Source organism: Microcella indica, assembly GCF_013414345.1.
GTDB classification, from domain to species: domain Bacteria; phylum Actinomycetota; class Actinomycetes; order Actinomycetales; family Microbacteriaceae; genus Microcella; species Microcella indica.
This window is the reverse complement of the sequence record NZ_CP058670.1, coordinates 2112631-2130195: the sequence shown is the minus strand read 5'-3', so window position 1 is coordinate 2130195 and position 17565 is coordinate 2112631. Positions and strand designations below refer to the sequence as shown.

General features: G+C 71.8%; 16 protein-coding genes. 10 read left to right on the top strand and 6 right to left on the bottom strand.

What is annotated here, in order from left to right; genetic code table 11:
* The first annotated feature begins 59 nt into the window (after positions 1 to 59).
* The 5 genes from HUJ41_RS10345 to HUJ41_RS10325 are packed head-to-tail and all read left to right on the top strand — an operon-like array spanning position 60 to position 3890.
* On the top strand, positions 60 to 1334 hold the full coding sequence (locus tag HUJ41_RS10345) for an adenosylhomocysteinase (protein WP_152582313.1): 1275 nt from the start codon (positions 60 to 62) through the stop codon (positions 1332 to 1334).
* Complete coding sequence (locus tag HUJ41_RS10340; RefSeq protein ID WP_152582314.1) at positions 1331 to 1999, top strand: IclR family transcriptional regulator; 669 nt, start codon at positions 1331 to 1333, stop codon at positions 1997 to 1999. The genes HUJ41_RS10345 and HUJ41_RS10340 overlap by 4 nt, the downstream gene beginning before the upstream one ends.
* 19 nt (positions 2000 to 2018) lie before the next feature.
* Entirely contained in the window at positions 2019 to 3143 is a 1125-nt protein-coding gene (locus HUJ41_RS10335; RefSeq protein WP_179872487.1) for an adenosine deaminase, read from the top strand.
* The gene (locus tag HUJ41_RS10330; RefSeq protein WP_152582316.1) at positions 3140 to 3592 is read left to right on the top strand and encodes a PTS sugar transporter subunit IIA; all 453 of its coding nucleotides are present in this window, start codon (positions 3140 to 3142) and stop codon (positions 3590 to 3592) included. The genes HUJ41_RS10335 and HUJ41_RS10330 overlap by 4 nt, the downstream gene beginning before the upstream one ends.
* 25 nt (positions 3593 to 3617) lie before the next feature.
* On the top strand, positions 3618 to 3890 hold the full coding sequence (locus HUJ41_RS10325) for a PTS sugar transporter subunit IIB (protein WP_179872486.1): 273 nt from the start codon (positions 3618 to 3620) through the stop codon (positions 3888 to 3890).
* Positions 3891 to 3986: 96 nt separating this feature from the next.
* Here HUJ41_RS10325 and HUJ41_RS10320 read toward each other — a convergent pair whose 3' ends face one another.
* From HUJ41_RS10320 to HUJ41_RS10305, 4 genes are all read right to left on the bottom strand, one after another.
* A complete protein-coding gene (locus HUJ41_RS10320; protein ID WP_179872485.1) occupies positions 3987 to 4640 on the bottom strand; it encodes a hypothetical protein in 654 nt (217 codons plus the stop codon).
* Positions 4637 to 5791 carry a hypothetical protein gene (locus HUJ41_RS10315; RefSeq protein WP_179872484.1) on the bottom strand — a complete coding sequence of 385 codons (1155 nt, stop codon included), beginning with the start codon at positions 5789 to 5791 and terminating at the stop codon, positions 4637 to 4639. The genes HUJ41_RS10320 and HUJ41_RS10315 overlap by 4 nt, the downstream gene beginning before the upstream one ends.
* Positions 5792 to 5915: 124 nt before the next feature.
* The gene (locus tag HUJ41_RS10310; protein WP_179872483.1) at positions 5916 to 7637 is read right to left on the bottom strand and encodes a phospho-sugar mutase; all 1722 of its coding nucleotides are present in this window, start codon (positions 7635 to 7637) and stop codon (positions 5916 to 5918) included.
* An 11-nt stretch (positions 7638 to 7648) separates the two neighbouring features.
* Positions 7649 to 8485 (bottom strand): purine-nucleoside phosphorylase, encoded by an 837-nt coding sequence (locus tag HUJ41_RS10305; protein ID WP_179872482.1) that lies wholly within the window; start codon positions 8483 to 8485, stop codon positions 7649 to 7651.
* Positions 8486 to 8593: 108 nt separating this feature from the next.
* Between HUJ41_RS10305 and HUJ41_RS10300 the strand changes: the two genes are divergently transcribed.
* Positions 8594 to 10033 carry an NAD(P)H-quinone dehydrogenase gene (locus tag HUJ41_RS10300; RefSeq protein WP_179872481.1) on the top strand — a complete coding sequence of 480 codons (1440 nt, stop codon included), beginning with the start codon at positions 8594 to 8596 and terminating at the stop codon, positions 10031 to 10033.
* A 36-nt stretch (positions 10034 to 10069) separates the two neighbouring features.
* Here HUJ41_RS10300 and HUJ41_RS10295 read toward each other — a convergent pair whose 3' ends face one another.
* On the bottom strand, positions 10070 to 11848 hold the full coding sequence (locus HUJ41_RS10295; RefSeq protein WP_179872480.1) for an acetyl/propionyl/methylcrotonyl-CoA carboxylase subunit alpha: 1779 nt from the start codon (positions 11846 to 11848) through the stop codon (positions 10070 to 10072).
* A 98-nt stretch (positions 11849 to 11946) separates the two neighbouring features.
* Positions 11947 to 12606 carry a Maf family protein gene (locus HUJ41_RS10290; RefSeq protein WP_179872479.1) on the bottom strand — a complete coding sequence of 220 codons (660 nt, stop codon included), beginning with the start codon at positions 12604 to 12606 and terminating at the stop codon, positions 11947 to 11949.
* A 126-nt stretch (positions 12607 to 12732) separates the two neighbouring features.
* On the opposite strand from HUJ41_RS10290, the gene HUJ41_RS10285 reads away from it, so the two are divergent.
* The 4 genes from HUJ41_RS10285 to HUJ41_RS10270 all read left to right on the top strand — a co-directional run bounded on the left by HUJ41_RS10285 (position 12733) and on the right by HUJ41_RS10270 (position 17180).
* On the top strand, positions 12733 to 13962 hold the full coding sequence (locus HUJ41_RS10285; protein WP_246299216.1) for a class I SAM-dependent RNA methyltransferase: 1230 nt from the start codon (positions 12733 to 12735) through the stop codon (positions 13960 to 13962).
* Positions 13963 to 14117: 155 nt separating this feature from the next.
* A complete protein-coding gene (locus HUJ41_RS10280; protein ID WP_224744453.1) occupies positions 14118 to 14795 on the top strand; it encodes a response regulator transcription factor in 678 nt (225 codons plus the stop codon).
* The gene (locus HUJ41_RS10275) at positions 14782 to 16065 is read left to right on the top strand and encodes a sensor histidine kinase (RefSeq protein ID WP_179872478.1); all 1284 of its coding nucleotides are present in this window, start codon (positions 14782 to 14784) and stop codon (positions 16063 to 16065) included. Before HUJ41_RS10280 ends, HUJ41_RS10275 begins: the two co-directional genes overlap by 14 nt.
* Positions 16062 to 17180: a hypothetical protein gene (locus HUJ41_RS10270; RefSeq protein WP_179872477.1), complete on the top strand. Its 1119-nt coding sequence runs from the start codon at positions 16062 to 16064 to the stop codon at positions 17178 to 17180. Before HUJ41_RS10275 ends, HUJ41_RS10270 begins: the two co-directional genes overlap by 4 nt.
* Positions 17181 to 17565 lie beyond the last annotated feature (385 nt).

The window sequence follows — 17565 nt, the reverse complement described above, 5'->3', positions numbered from 1 at the left end:
CCCAGCCTAGCGACATTCTGCATATATGAAAGCGTCTTGCACCTGTGTAGAGTGCGCTCATGAGCACGGACAGCAGCACGAGCAGACCCGCCCGCATCAACCACGGCGCAGCGGAGGCGCCGGACTCGGCGGCGCTCGCCGCCCGCGGCGCTGCCCGCATCGACTGGATCCGCTCGCGCATGCCCCTGCTCGCCGAGGCGCGCGACGCCCTCGCGGCGAGCCGACCCTTCGACGGCCACCTCATCGGCATGAGCCTGCACCTCGAGCCCAAGACGGCGGTGCTGCTCGAGACCCTCCAGACCGGCGGCGCCGAGATCGTCGCGACCGGCAACCACGGCTCGACGCAGGACGACGTGGTCGCCTACCTGCGCACCCTCGGCATGACCGTGCACGGGCGGCGCGCCGACACCCTCGACGACCACCACGCGAACGTCGCCGCCGTCGATGCGGCGCGGCCGAGCATCCTGCTCGACAACGGGGCAGACCTCGCCGCGCTCGCCGCCGCTCGCGTCGACCCCGCGGCCGTCTCCGGGGGAGACCCGACGGGCGGCACCGGCATCATCGGCGGAACGGAGGAGACGACGAGCGGAGGGCTGCGGCTGCGCGCCGAGCTTGCGCAGAGCATCCCGTTCCCCATGCTCGTCATCAACGACTCGCGCCTCAAGGCGATCGGCGAGAACAAGCACTCCGTCGGCCAGTCCGTCGTCGAGAGCCTCATGCGCATCACCAACCTGCGCCTCGCCGGCCGACGCTTCCTCGTCGCCGGCTACGGCTGGTGCGGTCGCGGCATCGCGCAGTACCTGCGGGCGATGGGCGGCAAGGTCGCCGTCGCCGAGATCGACGAGCTCGTCGCCTTCGAGGCCGCGTGGGACGGCTACCGGGTCGGCCCGATCGAGGAGCTCGCCGAGTGGGCGGAGGTCGTCGTCACCGCGACCGGGCATCCCGACGTCGTCACACCCGCCGTGCTCGACCGGCTCGCCGACGGCACCGTGCTCGCCAACGCCGGTCACGTGCCCTGGGAGATCGACGTGGCCGCCCTGTACGCGCGGTCCACCGCGCGCACGGTGCTCGACGAGGCGATCGAGCGCGTGGACCTGCCAGGTGGGCGCCACGTGATCCTGCTCGCCGAGGGTCGCATGGTCAACCTCGCCGGGCGCGAGCCCAAGGGCAACTCGCTCGAGGCGATGGACCTCGGCTTCCTGCTGCAGGCGCTCTCCCTGGAGCGTGTCGCGACGAGCGCGGCATCGCTCGCTCCCGGCGCCCAGCCGGTGCCCGACGACATCGATCGCGATATCGCCAGACGGATGCTCGCCGTCATGGGCGCGGACCGGTGACGCAGCCCGGCTACGCGGTACCGGCGCTCGACAAGGCGCTCGACATTCTCGAGCTGCTCGCCGACGAGCCAGCGGGGCTCGCGCAGTCGGAGATCGCCGAGGCCACGGGGCGCAGTGTCGGTCAGATATTCCGCGTGCTCGTCTCCCTCGAGAGGCGCGGCTACCTCGTGCGCGAGCGTGGCGGTCGGTACCTGCTCGGCACGCGGCTGTTCGACCTCGCTCACCGGCATGCGCCCCTGCGGGGCCTGGAGGCCGTGGCGCTGCCGATCATGCGCGAGCTCGCCGACAGCGTGCGGCAGTCGTGCAACCTCGCCGTGCTCGAAGGCGACCGCGTACGGGTCGTCGCGCAGGTGGAGTCGCCCGCTGACTTCGGCTACCGGGTGCGGGTCGGCGCGCTGTTCGACGTCGCGGGCACCGCGACGGGGGAGGTGCTCGCGGGCGACCGCGACGAGCTCGTGCGGGCCGACGCTCTGCAGCCCGGCATCACCGACGTCGTGGCCGCCGTGCGCGGTGCTACCGGCGCGACGATCGCCGCGCTCACCGTGCCGTACGTGAGCACGAGCTTCAGCACCGTCGCGCACACCCAGGTCGTGCAACAGGCTCGCAGTGCCGCCCGAGACATCTCGCAGGCACTCGGGTGGATACCGGGGGTCACAGGGAGGTAACGACCGGTAGGTTGGGAGCATGACAACGGCGACGCAGAACCTCCTTCCCGGCACCGACCTCGCCCTGGAGGCGCTGCCGAAGGTGTCGCTGCACGACCACCTCGACGGCGGCCTGCGCCCCGCGACGATCGTCGAGCTCGCGGCCGAGATCGGCTACGAGCTTCCCGCGGGCGCCACCGACGCCGAGTCGCTCGGCGAGTGGTTCGCCACGCAGGCCAACTCGGGGTCGCTCGTGCAGTACCTCACGACGTTCGACGTCACGATCGCCGTCATGCAGACCCGCGACGCCCTCGTGCGCGTCGCCCGCGAGTTCGTCGAAGACCTGGCGGCGGATGGCGTCGTGTGGGGCGAGATCCGCTGGGCCCCCGAGCAGCACCTGCAGCAGGGCCTGAGCCTCGACGAGGCAGTCGAGGCCGTGCAGCAGGGCCTGGACGAGGGCGTCGAGGCGGCGCGCGGCGCCGGCACGAGCATCCGCGTCGGCCAGCTGGTCAGCGCCATGCGCCACGCCGATCGCGGCCTCGAGATCGCCCAGCTCGCGCTGCGTCACCGCGACACGGGCACGGTCGGCTTCGACATCGCGGGCGCCGAAGCAGGGTTCCCGCCCTCTCGTATGCGCGACGCGTTCGAGCTGCTCGCCGACGAGTTCTTCCCCGTCACGATCCACGCCGGCGAGGCGGACGGCATCGAGAGCATCCGCGGGGCGCTGCGCGACGGCCACGCCCTGCGCCTCGGCCACGGCGTGCGCCTGCTCGAAGACATCACGCTCGTCGACGAGGGCGAGATGACGCGCGCGAGCCTCGGCCGCATCGCCGAGTGGGTGAAAGACCGCGGCATCGCGCTCGAGACGAGCCCCAGCTCGAACCTGCAGACCGGCGCGATCGCCGCGTGGGGCGACGCGATGGAGGACCACCCGCTCGACCTGTTCACCCAGCTCGGGTTCCGCGTCACCGTCAACACCGACAACCGCCTCATGAGCGCCACGACCCTCAGCCGCGAGCTGCGCCTCGTCGCCGAGACCTTCGACTACGACCTCGACGACATCCTCGCCCTGCAGCTGAACGCCGCCCAGGCGGCCTTCCTCCCCGTCGAGGACCGCGAGGCGCTCATGGACACGATCATCGCCGGCTTCGAGGAGCACGCATGAGTCTGCCCTCCCTCGCCGACCGCGCCATCGTGCTGCAGGCGCACGCCGCCGACTGGCGCGCCGCCGTGCGCCTGGCCGGCGACGCACTCGTCGACAGCGGCTGCACGACCGCCGAGTACACGGAGGCGATGCTGCGCCTCGTGGAGACCCACGGCCCGTACATCGTCATCGCGCCCGGCCTCGCTCTGGCGCACGCGCGCCCCGGCCCCGAGGTGCGCCAGGACGGACTTTCGGTCGTCACGCTCGCCGAGCCGGTCGAGTTCGGTCACGCGCACAACGACCCGGTCTCCGTCGTCATCGGCCTCGCCGGGGTCGCCGCCGACGCCCACCTGAGCGCCGTCGCCGACCTCGCGAACGCTTTCAACGACTCGGCGGCCATCCAGGCCCTCGCCCGTGCGACGAATCGTGAGGATGCTCGCGCCATCCTCGAGGGGCGCCGGGTGTCATGACGCCGCGGGCGAGGGAGGTTCCGGCGTGAAGATCGTCGCGATCTGCGGTGCCGGTATCGGCTCGAGCGGCATCCTCAAGGTCAACACCGAGCGCGTGCTGCAGCGTCTCGGCGTCTCGGCGACCGTCGTCGCCGCCGACATCGACTCGGTCGCGCGCGTCGCCGCCGATGCTCAGGTGATCCTCACGAGCGAGGAGTTCGTCGAGGCGATCGGGCGCACGCACGCCGACGTCGTCGTCGTGCAGAACTACTTCGACACCGACGAGCTCACGCAGAAGCTGACCGACGCCGTCGGCTGACGCGCCACCCTCGAGCGGTGGCCCCGCCCCTTCCACAACGTCGGAGTGGGGCGAGCCGGGCTGATCTCACTCCGAAGTTGTGGAAGCCTGCCCGTCCTATCCCTGCTCGCCGCGCTGCTCCCAGGGGTCAGGCGGCGGCGGAGGCTTGCGCAGCGACAGCGCCACCGCGAGGCCGAGCGCGGTGAGCGGGGCGACGAACGGAGCGAACGCGAAGAGCGTGAGGGCCACGAGGAGCCCGGCGATCACGCCGATGACGAGGGAGCGCAGCGGGCCACCCACCGGCTCGCCCTGAGCGTCGTGCGTGGGCTGCAGGGCGACGGCAGCGAGTCCCGCGGCGACGCCCGTGGTGCCGAGCAGGGCGTAGAAGAACGCGAGGCCGCCGAAGACGGCGATGGGCGCCGTAACCATCTCGGTGACGAGCACGGCCGGCCGGATGAGCAGCACGACGTACGCGGCAGGGAGGAGCCAGCCGGGTCGACCGGTGCGCGCGGTCGCGGCGTGCGCGGCACGCAGGAGCGGGAGGAAGCCCAGCAGTGCGATCGCATTGAGCCCCAGGAAGATCTGCACGGCGGCGACCGGGTCGGTGCTCTCGCTCAGGAGCACGAGCTCCAGCGCGGGAACCATGAGGAGCACGACGGCGACGACGGCCGCGACGATGCCGGCCCTGCGACTGGGTGCGCGCGAGAGCCGCTCGAGCAGGCTCGGCGCGTCAGGGCTCGAGGAGCCGGAGCTCGGGGCGGGGTCGGTCATGGTCGCACCTTTCTGCGCAGCGAGACGAGCACGGTCACGACGGCGACGAACGCGAGAAGGATTCCGCCCGTGCTCGCGATGCCGATCCACCACGCGATCGCCGCGGTCGTCGCGACCATCGCCGCCTCGGCCGGGCCGGAACCGCGGACGGCGTGATGCAGCCGCCCCACGGCGAGGGCGACCGCGACCGACTGCAGGGCGAGCGCCGAGAAGTACACGGCGTCGGAGGGGGAGACGATGATGGCGGCTGAGGCGACGCCGAGCATCCCGATGCTGGCCCAGGCGACCACGCGCAGCTCGGGCCAGCGGCGCAGCAGCAGCACCGTCTGCGCGAGGAGGGCCGCGGCGCCCAGCGAGGCGACGGCGAAGCCCTGGCCCTGGCGCAGCAGCCCCTCCTCGGCGAGCAGGATGCCGACCGTCCACGCGACGACCACGATCGTCAGGGCGGCGATGCCGAGGGTGATCGTCGCCCGGCGCTCGCGGCGCGACCACGGCCGCGTGTCGGCTGGGGCGGTCACGAACAGCGGCAGGCCGGGCAGGCCCGAGACGCCGATGTTGCGCCCCTGCGCCTGCCCGCGCTCGATCATCGCGCGCTCGATCTGCGCGCGCACCTCCAGCTCTCGGGCGACGCGCGCGTAGTGCGCGCGGTCGGCGATGCCGAGCCCCACCGCCGCCGCCATGACGAACGCGGGCGAGACCCCGGCGACCATGAGCGGCACACCCAGTCCCACCCCGCCGATGCCCGCCCAGATGTGCGCGGCGAACGCGTCGACGTAGGGGCGGATGAGCACCGAGGTGGATGCGGCGGCCGCGGCCGCCGTCACGGTCACCGTCGCCGCCGAGACCACGTCGAGTGCGCCGATGGGTCGATCGGGGCCGACGACGATGAGGGCGAGGAGCCCCATCGTGGCGAGCGCGCTCGCCGTCGAGATCACGATCGTCGCGAGCGCCGCCGTGCGATCCAGCCGGTCGGCGCCGCGGCGGTTGTAGAGGGTCGCGAGCCCGACCGCGCCGAGCGCTACCGCGACCGAGGTGAGGCTCGAGCCGCCGGGCAGCGAGAGTGCCGAGACTCCGAGGCCCGCCGACCACAGCAGCAGAGCCGCGAACCAGATTCCGGCAACGGCGGGCGGCAGCAGCGGGGCGCGGGTCACCCCTCCACCCTAGGCGGCGCGGGCCTCGCTCGCGCAGACTGACAACGGTGCCGGCTTGTGGCAGGTGTGCCCGCTCGTGTCGGCACACGTGCCGCTCGCGAGCACACTCGTGGGCTCGAGACCCTCACGCGACGAGGGCGCGCATGCCGGCTTCGAGCGCGGCGACCTCGGCCTGCGCGGCCGCCCGGCGCTCGCTCACCGAGCCCTGCTCGCTCGACGCGTCGATGTAGACCTTCACCTTGGGCTCGGTGCCGCTCGGCCGCACGATGACGCGGGCGCCGCCGTGCATCCAGAACCGCAGGATGTCGCCGGGCGGGTAGTCGCCGAAGCCGCCGATGAAGTCGTCGACCTCCCTCACTCGCACGCCGCCGATCTCGGCGGGCGCCTGCTCGCGCAGAGCCGACATGATCTCGCCGATGCGGCTCAGGTCGGTCACCCGCAGCGACACCTGGGCGCTCGCGAAGGCCCCGAACAGGGCGTCGAAGTCGTTCTGGCGGTCGGCGAGGGTGCGGCCGGCAGCGGCGAGCTCGCCCACCATGGTGAGGAACTCGACCGACGCCGAGATGCCGTCCTTGTCGCGCACCGTGCCCGGGTTCACAAGATAGCCGAGGGCCTCCTCATAGCCGAAGCGCAGGCGGGGAGTGCGCGAGATCCACTTGAAGCCCGTGAGCGTGTCGCGGTAGTCGAGGCCGTAGTGGCGGGCGATCACTCCCAGTGCGGGGGAGGAGACGAGGGATGCTGCGAGCGCGCCGTCCTGCCCCTCGCGCTGCAGGCGCTCCGCGGCCCGCCACCCCAGCAGGGCGCCGACCTCGTTGCCGCTGAGACGACGCCATCCGGCGCTGTCCGCCGTCGCCGACTCGGGGCGCGGCACGGCGACCGCGAGACGGTCGGCGTCCGGGTCGTGCGCGATGATGAGCTCCGCGCCCGCGCGGTTCGCCGTCGCGATCGCGAGGTCGAGCGCGCCCGGCTCCTCCGGGTTGGGGAAGGACACGGTCGGGAAGCCGCCGTCGGGCTCCACCTGCTCGGCGACGACGGTCGGCTCGCCCAGGCCTGCGGCGGCGAAGACGCGCTGGGAGACCTCCCACCCGACGCCGTGCATCGGGGTGTACACGAAGGGCACGGCCGCGAAGGGAACAGGTGCTGTGCCGCCGCCGCCGCTACCACCGCTCGCGATGGCCGCCGTGCGCTCGACGTATGCGTCGATCACGTCCTCGCCCGCCACCTCGAACGCGCTCGAGCGCGGCAGGTCGCCCACGGCGACGCTGCGGGCCACCTCGAGGATCGCCTCGTGGATGAGCCCGTCGCTCGGCGGCACGATCTGGGCTCCATCGTCGTCGTCGCCGAGATACACCTTGTAGCCGTTGTCACGAGGCGGGTTGTGGCTCGCCGTGACCATGACTCCGGCGCTCACATCGAGGTGGCGCACGGCGAAGGCCAGCACGGGGGTCGGCAGCATGCGCGGCAGCAGGGTGACTCGCACACCCGCGCCCGCCATGATCTCGGCGCTGTCGCGCGCGAAGACGTCGCTGTTGGTGCGGCCGTCGAAGCCGATGACCACGCTCGGTGCACTGCCCTCGGGGCGGTCCGCCCGGTCGAGCAGGAACCGCGCGAGCCCCGCCGCCGCCTGCGCGACGAGCACGCGGTTCATGCGGTTCGGCCCAGCGCCGAGCTCGCCCCGCAGCCCGGCCGTGCCGAACGCGAGCCGTGAGCCGAAGCGGTCGCGCAGCGCCGCGATGGCGGTCGCCTCGCCGAGCTCGGCGCCGTCGATCAGGGCAGCGAGCTCCTCGCGCGTGACCGGGTCGGGGTCTTGCGCCAGCCAGTTCTTCGCGTCGTCGAGGTGCGTCATGTCGCCAGGCCCTACAGCTCGGCCACGATGCGCGCGAGGAGGGCGCTGATCACCGGTTCAGCATCCCGACCGGCCTCGATGACCTCCTCGTGACTGAGGGGGTTCGGCGAGATGCCCGCCGCGAGGTTGGTGATGAGCGAGAGACCCAGCACCTCCATGCCGGCCTGCCGCGCGGCGATCGCCTCGAGCGCCGTCGACATGCCCACGATGTGGCCGCCAAGAGTCTTCGCCATCTGCACCTCGGCGGGCGTCTCGTAGTGCGGCCCGCGGTTCTGCACGTACACGCCCTCGTCGAGGTCGGGGTCGACCGTGCGCGCGACCGCCCGCAGCCGCTGGGAGTACAGGTCGGTCAGGTCGATGAAGGTGGCGCCCTCGAGCGGCGAGTCGCCCGTGAGGTTGAGGTGGTCGCTGATGAGCACGGGCGTGCCGGGGGTCCAGTGCGGCTTGATGCCGCCCGCTCCGTTGGTGAGGATCATCGTGGATGCTCCCGCCGCGGCCGCGGTGCGCACCGAGTGCACCACGCGCCGCACGCCGTGGCCCTCGTAGTAGTGGGTGCGGGCGCCGATGACGAGGGCGCGCTTGCCGCTCGGCAGCAGGATCGAGCGCAGGGTGCCGACATGGCCCTCGAGGGCGGGCTTCGAGAAGCCCGCGATGTCGGGGGCGGCGATCGTGTGCGTCGTCTCGCCGATGAGATCGGCGGCCTTCGCCCAGCCGGAGCCGAGGGTGAGGGCGATGTCGTGACGCTCGACGCCGGTCGCGTCGGCGAGCTGCGCAGCAGCCTGGGCGGCGACCTCGAACGGGTCGGCGGCGGGGTCGTCGAGAGGGTTGCGGGGTGCGTGGTGGGACATGCCCTCATGGTAGTGATGCGCGGGTGAGCGGGGTTGTGCTCAGTCGCGCGCGTTCGCGCAGGCGGTGCCGAATGAGGGGCGCCGGATGCTCGGTGCAACAATGGAGCAATGGCTACTTCCTTCGACCGCACGCAGCGCATCGCCGTCCTGGGCGGGGGCCCCGGCGGTTATGAGGCGGCTCTCACGGGCGCGCAGCTCGGCGCCGACGTCACCCTCATCGAGCGCGTCGGCGTCGGAGGCGCCGCCGTGCTCACCGACGTCGTCCCCTCCAAGACGCTCATCGCCACGGCCGACGCCGCGACCGCGATCTCCGACGCGACCGACCTGGGTGTGCAGTTCTTCGCCCGCGGCGAGTCGGGTCGGGCGACGAAGCCTGAGGTGGCCGTCAACCTCACGCAGGTCAACCAGCGACTGCTGCGCCTCGCGCAGGATCAGTCCGACGACATGCGCGAGCAGCTGGAGGCCGCCGGGGTGCGCATCATCATCGGCGACGGGCGGCTCGACGGGCCGCAGCGCGTCGTCGTCTCGGCGGGGAGCGGAGCCAAGCGCAAAGACTTCGACCAGTGCGACGCCGACACGGTCGTCGTCGCCGTCGGGGCGTCGCCGCGCGAGCTGCCGACCGCGAAGCCGGACGGCGAGCGCATTCTCACCTGGACGCAGCTGTACAGCCTGCCCGACGTGCCCGAGCACCTCATCGTCGTCGGGTCCGGTGTGACGGGCGCCGAGTTCGCCTCGGCGTACACGGCGCTCGGGGCGAAGGTCACCCTCGTCTCGAGCCGCGACCAGGTCCTGCCGGGGGAGGACGCCGATGCGGCCGCCCTCATCGAGGCGGTGTTCCGCCGCAACGGCATGACGCTGCTCGCCAACTCGCGCGCCCAGTCGGTCGTCAACACGGGCGAGGGCGTCACGGTGACGCTCACCGACGGCGAGACGCTCGAGGCCTCGCACGTGCTCATGGCCGTCGGCTCGGTGCCGAATACGGCCGGCATCGGCCTGGAGGAGGCGGGCGTGCAGCTCACCGAGTCCGGGCACGTGAAGGTGAACCGGGTCGCGCGCACCTCCATGCCGAGCGTGTACGCGGTCGGTGACTGCTCCGACTCGCTGCCGCTCGCCTCGGTCGCGTCGATGCAGGGCCGCACGGCGGTGTACCACGCGATGGGTGACGCGGTCACGCCGATCAAGCTGCGGAACGTGACATCCAACATCTTCACGTCGCCCGAGATCGCGACCGTGGGGTTCTCGCAGAAGCAGATCGAGGACGGCGAGACGCGCGGCATCGTGCACAAGCTCATGCTCGAGACGAACCCGCGCGCGAAGATGCAGGGCGTCACCGACGGCTTCATCAAGCTGATCGCCGCGAAGACCTCGGGCACCGTCATCGGCGGGGTCGTGGTGGGCCCGCGGGCCTCCGAGCTCATCCTGCCGATCGCCCTCGCGGTCGAGCACCGGCTCACGGTGGACCAGCTCGCGCGCGCCTACAGCGTGTACCCCTCCCTCTCGGGCGGCATCACGGATGCTGCGCGCGCGATGCACGTCGCCCGCGAGTAGCGCACTCCGCGCTGCGGGGTGGCTCGGCGCGGCGGCCTACGCGTCGGCGATGGTGAGCAGCACGTGCCCGCCCGCGACGGTCTCGCCGACCGAGACGCCGATCGAGCTGACCGTGCCGTCCTTGTGCGCGGTCATCGGCTGCTCCATCTTCATCGCCTCGAGCACGACGACGAGGTCGCCCGCCACCACGTGGTCTCCTTCCGCCACGGCGAGCTTCACGACGGTCGCCTGCATGGGGCTCGCGACGGCGTCGCCGCCGGCGGCCGCCGCCACGCCGACGCCCGTGCGGCGCTTGGGCGGTGCCGCGAGGGCGGTCGCGGTGCGGGATGCTCCGCTCGGCATGAGCGTCTCCGGCAGTGACACTTCCAGGCGCTTGCCGCCGACCTCGACGACCACGGTGTGCCGCGGTGCGGGCTCGGCGGTCGGCTCGGCGAGCGAGCCGCTCCAGGGTTCGAGCTGGTTGTCGAACTCCGTCTCGATCCAGCGCGTGAAGACGGTGAACGGGGCGCCGTCGGCGGGCGCGAAGGCCGGGTCGTCGACGATGGCGCGGTGGAAGGGCAGCACGGTGGGCAGGCCGGCCACCTCGAACTCGGCGAGGGCCCTGCGGGAGCGCTCGAGGGCATCCTCACGCGTCTTGCCGGTGACGATGAGCTTGGCGAGCAGCGAGTCGAACGCGCCCGAGATGACGTCGCCGGTCGTGACACCCGAGTCGACGCGCACTCCGGGGCCGCCGGGGAAGCGCAGGGCGTGCACGGGGCCCGGCATGGGCATGAAGTTCAGCCCGGGGTCCTCCCCGTTGATGCGGAACTCGATCGAGTGCCCGCGGGCGACGGGGTCGTCGTAGCCGATCTCCTCGCCCTCGGCGAGGCGGAACTGCTCGCGCACGAGGTCGATGCCCGTGACCTCCTCCGAGACGGGGTGCTCCACCTGGAGGCGCGTGTTGACCTCGAGGAACGAGACGGTGCCGTCGGCGCCGATGAGGAACTCGCACGTGCCGGCACCGAGGTAGCCGACCTCGCGCAGGATCGCCTTCGACGACGAGTACAGCAACGACGTCTGCTCCTCGGTGAGGAACGGCGCGGGCGCCTCCTCGACGAGCTTCTGGTGGCGGCGCTGCAGGGAGCAGTCGCGCGTGGAGATGACGACGACGTTCCCGTGCGCGTCGGCGAGGCACTGGGTCTCGACGTGGCGCGGCTTGTCGAGGTACTTCTCGACGAAGCACTCCCCGCGGCCGAAGGCTGCGACGGCCTCGCGGGTGGCCGAGTCGAACTGCTCGGCGACCTCCTCGCGCGTGCGGGCGACCTTGAGGCCGCGGCCGCCGCCTCCGAACGCGGCCTTGATGGCGACGGGCAGGCCGTGCTCGTCGACGAACGCGAGCACCTCATCGGCGCCGCTCACGGGGTTGAGCGTGCCGGGCGCCAGGGGCGCACCGACTTTCTCGGCGATGTGCCGCGCGCTCACCTTGTCGCCGAGCTTCTCGATCGCCTCGGGGCTGGGCCCGATCCAGATGAGCCCGGCGTCGATGACGGCGCGCGCGAAGTCGGCGTTCTCGGCGAGGAAGCCGTAGCCGGGGTGCACGGCGTCGGCGCCGGAGCGGCGGGCGACGCTGAGGATCTTGTCGACGACGAGGTACGTCTCGGCGCTCGTCGACCCGCCGAGGGCGTACGCCTCGTCGGCGAGGCGCACGTGCCGGGCATCCCGATCCTGGTCGGCGTAGACGGCGACCGTGCCGAGACCGGCGTCGCGGGCGGCGCGGATGACGCGGACGGCGATTTCGCCGCGATTGGCGATGAGAACCTTGCTGATGCGGGCCATGATCCCTCAGCCTATTGCCGGGCGGGGCGCCGCGGTTTGGGCATGGTCCACAAAAGGATGCGCGAGCACTTGGCGACAACGCTGCGCGAGTCGACGGCTCAACGGTTCCAGAGCTCCGTCCAGCGCCCGCCGAGCTCGTGCACGAGTCGGCGCAGCAGGGGGATCGACAGCCCGACCACCGTGTGCGGGTCGCCCTCGATGCGGTCGATGAATCCGGCCCCGCGCGCGTCGATCGTGAACGCTCCGGCGACTTTCAGCGGCTCGCCGGTAGCGATGTAGGCGTCGATCTCGTACGTCTCGATGTCGTCGGCGAAGTGCACGACGGCACGGGATGCTCGGCCCACCGCCGCACGCACCGCACCGCCGCGGTGGTCGATGAGCCAGTGGCCCGAGTGCAGCACCCCGCTGCGCCCGCGCTGCTGCAGCCACCGCTCGCGGGCGATGTGCGGCTCGTGGGGCTTGCCGTAGATGGTGCCGTCGAGCTCGAATGCCGAGTCGCCGCCGAAGAGGAAGCCGTCGAGGTCGGCCGGTTCGAGGCCGGCGGCGGCGAGCACCTCGGGATCGAGGACGGCCTCGCACTTGAGCCGGGCGAGCAGCTGCACGAGCTCGGCGGGCTCGAGGGCGCGGCCCGTGCGCGCCTCCGCCTCGGCCACGGCGGCCTCCTCGTCGACGCCCGGTGCGATCGCCACGGGCTCGATACCCGCACCGCGGAGGGTGGCGAGGCGGGCCGGGGAGGTGGAGGCGAGGTACAGGCGCACCCTGCCGATGCTACGCACCTGGGCGAACCCTCACACTCGAACGCCCCCGAGTTGCGCTGGCCTCGTAGGCTGGTGGGATTGGCTGAACAGCGTGGATCGAGAAGCGCAGCGTGGGTGAGGAGCACTGTGGGTGAGAATGCAGGCCGTGACGTCGAGCTGACGCTCGAGCGCATGGCGCACGGCGGTGTCGCCGTCGGGCGCCTCGATGGCCGCGTCGTGTTCGTGAGCGACGCGATCCCGGGCGAGACGGTTCGAGCGCGCATCAGCGACGACCGCAAGAAGAGCTTCTGGCGCGCCGACACGGTGGAGGTGCTCGAGCCGAGCGAGCATCGTCGACCCCACGTGTGGAGCGCGGCCGGCATCGAGAACCCGCCGGGTCGCCGCGCGGGCGGTGCCGAGTTCGGCCACATCGCACTCGCTCATCAGCGCGAGCTCAAGCGCGGCATCCTTGTCGAGGCCCTGCAGCGCATGGCCGGCCTCGAGGTCGATGTCGAGGTGGAGGCTCTGCCCGGGGACGACGATCGTGGCGGCCTCGGCTGGCGCACCCGCATCCGCCTGCACGTGGACGAGGAGGGCCGGTTGGGGCCCATGGCGGCGCGCTCGCACACGGTGATCCCGGTGACGGATGCTCCGCTCGCGACCGACGCGGTGCAGGCCGCGACGCCGTTCGAGGAGCGCTTCTCGGGGTTCGACACCGTCGATGTGCTCGTGCCGAACGGCTCGGAGGCGCGGCTCGTCATCGGCGAGCAGAAGCCGACGGTCATCCACGAGCGCGTCGGTGACCGTTCCTTCGCGCTCGACGACACCGGGTTCTGGCAGGTGCACCGCGAGGCTCCGGCGACGCTCACGCGCGCCGTGCAGGACGCCGTGGACGCCGAGCTGTTCGACCCTCGGGCGGGGAACCTCGACCTGTACGGCGGGGTGGGTCTGCTCGCAGCGGCGGTCGCCGACCGTTTCGGCCCCTCGACGCGCATCACGAGCGTCGAGGCCGACCCGCGCGCGACCGATCACGCCTCGGAGAACCTCGCCGAGTGGCTGGGCGCCGGCGCCGAGTCGGGCCGCGTCGACCGCTGGCTGCGGGCGCTGCAGGAGCGCACCGCGGGAGACCGTTCGCCGCTCGACGGCGCGACTGTCGTGCTCGACCCGCCGCGGTCGGGTGCGGGTGTCGACGTCATGGCCGCTCTCGGTCGGCTGGCTCCCGCCCAACTCGTGTACGTGGCGTGCGATCCGGTGGCGCTCGCACGGGATGTCGCTCTCGCCGAGGCGCACGGCTACCGGCTGGCGCGCATCCGGGCCTTCGATCTGTTCCCGCACACGCACCACGTCGAGGCCGTCGCGACGCTCATTCGGGACTGATTCGGTTTCATCATTCTTGCGCGGTGTTCGCCCTTCGGGCGCGCCGTGCCCCGAGGGAGGCGGCCCCCTGCCGCTACGATGAAGGCAGCAGAGCACCCGATCGTCCCCCACCGGAGTGCGCTGAGCACTGATCCCGACAGAAGATGGGCAGATACGTGGTTGCCGAGACCGAGAGCGCAGTGCGCGTCGCCGTCGTCGACGACCACGAATCGGTGCGCCTCGGGCTGCAGGCGGCGTTCACGAATGCAGGCTTCGACTTCGTGCTCTCGGCGGCGACCGTTCCCGAGTTCGTCGAGAACCTCGACGGTCGCGAGGTCGACGTGGTCGTCCTCGACCTCTCCCTCGGCGACGGCTCGAGCGTGACCGACAACGTCAAGTCGGTGCAGGCCACCGGCTCGGCCGTGCTCGTGCACTCCATCGCCGATCGCGTCGCGAGCGTGCGCGAGGCGCTCGCCGCGGGTGCGGCCGGCGTGATCCCCAAGTCGTCGGCGACCCGCGCGGTCATCGCCGCGGCGGAGACGGTCGCGCGCGGCGAAGTGCTCAACAACCTCGAGTGGGCGAGCGCGATCGATGCCGACCGCGACTTCGCGAAGGCGCAGCTCGGGCGGCGCGAGCGCGAGATCCTGCACCTCTACGCCTCCGGGCTGCCGCTCAAGCTCGCCGCCCAGCAGCTCGGTATCGGCTACTCGACGGCTCGCGAGTACCTCGACCGTATTCGGGCGAAGTACGTCGAGGTCGGCCGTCCGGCGCCGACGAAGGTCGACCTGCTGCGCCGCGCGGTGGAGGACGGCATTCTGCCGGGCCTCGACCCGGACGGTGATGAGTCGGCCTGAGGTCGCTGCCCCGACCGCGCTGAGCGTGTCGAAGCAGCCGCGCAACCCGATCAGTCGCAAGCGCGTCGACACCGTCATCTCGCGATCGGTGGCCTGGTTCGGCATCGTGTTCGGCCTGCAGGCCGTGCCGACCCTGCTCGGCCAGTACTCGCTGGGCCAGCCCCTCTGGTCGGCGATCACGGTCTCCTTGCTGTTCGGCTCCCTCGTCTTCTCGCTCCTGTGCACGACCCTGAAGCGGTTCGTGGTCGGAGCGAACCGCATCGTCGCGGGCGTGTACGTCGTCGCCCTGCTCACCTGGCCCTTCTTCCTCGCCGACCCGGAGGTCGCGCAGCGCGGCGACCACTGGCTGTACCAGCTGACGACGGTGGCGACCGCCGCGGCGGCGATCGGGTTCACGGTCCGCGGCGCCACGATCTACCTGTTCATCGTGCCGACGATCTACGGTGTGATCCGCGCGCTGCCGGAGGGCGGCGGCGGGCCGTGGCAGCTCGGGCTCTTCAACGCGGTCTACGCGATCATCCTCGGTGGGGCCGTGCTCGTGCTCGTGACGATGCTGCGCGCGGCGGCGAGCTCGGTCGACGACGCGCAGGGCATGGCCCTCGACCGCTACTCGCGGGCCGTGCGCCAGCACGCGACGGAGGTGGAGCGCGTGCAGGTCGACTCGATCGTGCATGACAGCGTGCTCACCACCCTGCTCTCGGCGGCTCGGGCCGAGGGGCCGCAGGAGAAGAGGCTCGCGAGCGCCATGGCCTCCAACGCGATGCGCCACCTGCGCGAGGCCGCGCTCGTGACACCCGACGACGGCAGCACGGTGCGATTCCGGTCGCTGTGCGATCGCATCGTCGAGGCTGCGCGCGGCATGCAGTCTCCGTTCTCGATCCGGATGCGCTCCATCGACACGCGCATCATCCCCGCTGCGCAGGCGGAGGCCCTGTACTCGGCCGCCGTGCAGGCGATGGTCAACAGCGTGCAGCACGCCGGCGGGCCGGAGGTGAAGCGCTGGGTGCGCATCAGCGGCGCAGAGGGCGGCATGATCGAGATCGAGATCGGCGACTCGGGTGCCGGGTTCGACCCCTCGGCGGTCGCCGAGGGTCGTCTGGGCGTGCAGCGCTCGATCCTGGCCCGCACGATCAACGCCGGCGGTCACGCGCAGTTGGAGTCCGCACCGGGCAAGGGCACCACGATCCTGCTGACCTGGCCGGTGCTCGTGCCGACCGAGGACGCGACGGCAGATCTCGAGGGCGATCTGCGCGAGGAGGTCGATCGATGAGAATCGGCGTGCCCCGGGCCCTCGTCGTCACGATGGCGGCGCTCTTCTCGGGCTACATCATCGTGCTGGGCCTCTACGCGATCGACATCCCCGCGAATCCGCTGCCGGTCATGATCGCGATGATCCTGTACGCGCTCATGTCGACGGTGAGCCTCCTGCCCTCGGGTCCCTCGCGCATGCCGCACTGGATGGCCGCGAGCAACGTCCTCGTCTGCATCCTCATGACGCTGCTCGTCACGCCGCAGCTCGACCCGGCTCGCGAGGGCGGGCTCGGCTACTCGACCTGGTACGTGGCGGCGATCGGCACGCTCATGACGATCACGTCGACGCGCCGCCGTCACAGCTACGCCTGGGCGGGCATCGTGGCGCTCGTCGTGCAGACGGTGATCTGGGGCGGCGGAATGGGGGGCGTCGTGCTCCTGCTCGGCACGGGCGCCATCGGCAGCGTGTCGTGGGTCGCCGTGTCGCACATCCTCTCGGTCGCGATGCTCAAGGCGTCGCGCGATGCTGCTCGGTTCGCACAGGCCGAGCGCGAGGCGACCGATTGGCAGGCGGCGCAGGAGGCCCACCTGTACGAGCGGCAGTTCCGGCTGGGCCAGACGGGCACGATGGCCGCGCCCATGCTGCGCATCATCGAGTCGACGGGTGGCGAGCTGACCGACGAGCAGCGTCAGGAGTGCCTCAACCTCGAGGGCGCCATCCGTGACGAGATCCGCGGTCGCAGCCTGCTCAACGATGCGATGCGCCGCGAGGTCATGGCGGCGCGGCGGCGCGGTGTGGCGGTCACGCTCTTCGATGAGGGCGGACTCGACGACCTCGACGAGCGGGCTCGGGATGCTGTGCTCAACACTCTCGCCGAAGCACTGCGCACGACCAGCGCTCAGCGGGTCATCGCGCGCACCGCTCCTGCCGAGTCCGACATCGCGGTGACGGTCGTCGGGTTGAGCCCGGTGCCCGAGCTCGCGGCGTCGGCCACGGCAGCGGCCGAGCGCCACGGCAGTCACGGCTACGACGACGCGGGCTCGGGGTACGACGACGATGAGGACGACGAGGAGGTCGCGCTGTGGCTCGAGATCCCGCGGGCGACCGTCTCGGCGCCGGCCTCAGCGCAGTAGCGCCCTGTCGCAGCTCGCGGGCCGGTTAACGATCGAAGGGCCGGAGTACCCAACTCCGGCCCTTCGCTACGTATCGAGTTAGACCGACAACCCGAATGTCAACCTAACTCGCCCCCCAATCTCCAGCCGCTTACCCGAGCGGCCTGTGATGGGCGGTGTGCTCAATGAGCGACACCTAGCAATAAGTACTCTGCCACTCCTGCTGTCGGAGGACAGTCGTCACTTTGGGGGACACCCAGGGGGACATTTTCACGAGAACGGGGGACAAGAACCGCGGAAAATGGGGGTAGTACGAGGGGTATGGTGAGGAGAACGGGGGACAAACCCCTCGTTCGGGGGGTCAGAGTCCGGGCGGTGGAGAAGACCGTCAGAGCGGTGGAGAAGG

Excerpts from the sequence above, each read along its gene's own strand:
- HUJ41_RS10345 (WP_152582313.1), top strand. The coding sequence starts at position 60 with ATGAGCACGGACAGCAGCACGAGCAGACCCGCCCGCATCAACCACGGC.
- HUJ41_RS10335 (WP_179872487.1), top strand. The coding sequence starts at position 2,019 with ATGACAACGGCGACGCAGAACCTCCTTCCCGGCACCGACCTCGCCCTG.
- HUJ41_RS10330 (WP_152582316.1), top strand. The coding sequence starts at position 3,140 with ATGAGTCTGCCCTCCCTCGCCGACCGCGCCATCGTGCTGCAGGCGCAC.
- HUJ41_RS10320 (WP_179872485.1), bottom strand. The coding sequence starts at position 4,640 with ATGACCGACCCCGCCCCGAGCTCCGGCTCCTCGAGCCCTGACGCGCCG.
- HUJ41_RS10310 (WP_179872483.1), bottom strand. The coding sequence starts at position 7,637 with ATGACGCACCTCGACGACGCGAAGAACTGGCTGGCGCAAGACCCCGAC.
- HUJ41_RS10305 (WP_179872482.1), bottom strand. The coding sequence starts at position 8,485 with ATGTCCCACCACGCACCCCGCAACCCTCTCGACGACCCCGCCGCCGAC.
- HUJ41_RS10300 (WP_179872481.1), top strand. The coding sequence starts at position 8,594 with ATGGCTACTTCCTTCGACCGCACGCAGCGCATCGCCGTCCTGGGCGGG.
- HUJ41_RS10295 (WP_179872480.1), bottom strand. The coding sequence starts at position 11,848 with ATGGCCCGCATCAGCAAGGTTCTCATCGCCAATCGCGGCGAAATCGCC.
- HUJ41_RS10275 (WP_179872478.1), top strand. The coding sequence starts at position 14,782 with ATGAGTCGGCCTGAGGTCGCTGCCCCGACCGCGCTGAGCGTGTCGAAG.
- HUJ41_RS10270 (WP_179872477.1), top strand. The coding sequence starts at position 16,062 with ATGAGAATCGGCGTGCCCCGGGCCCTCGTCGTCACGATGGCGGCGCTC.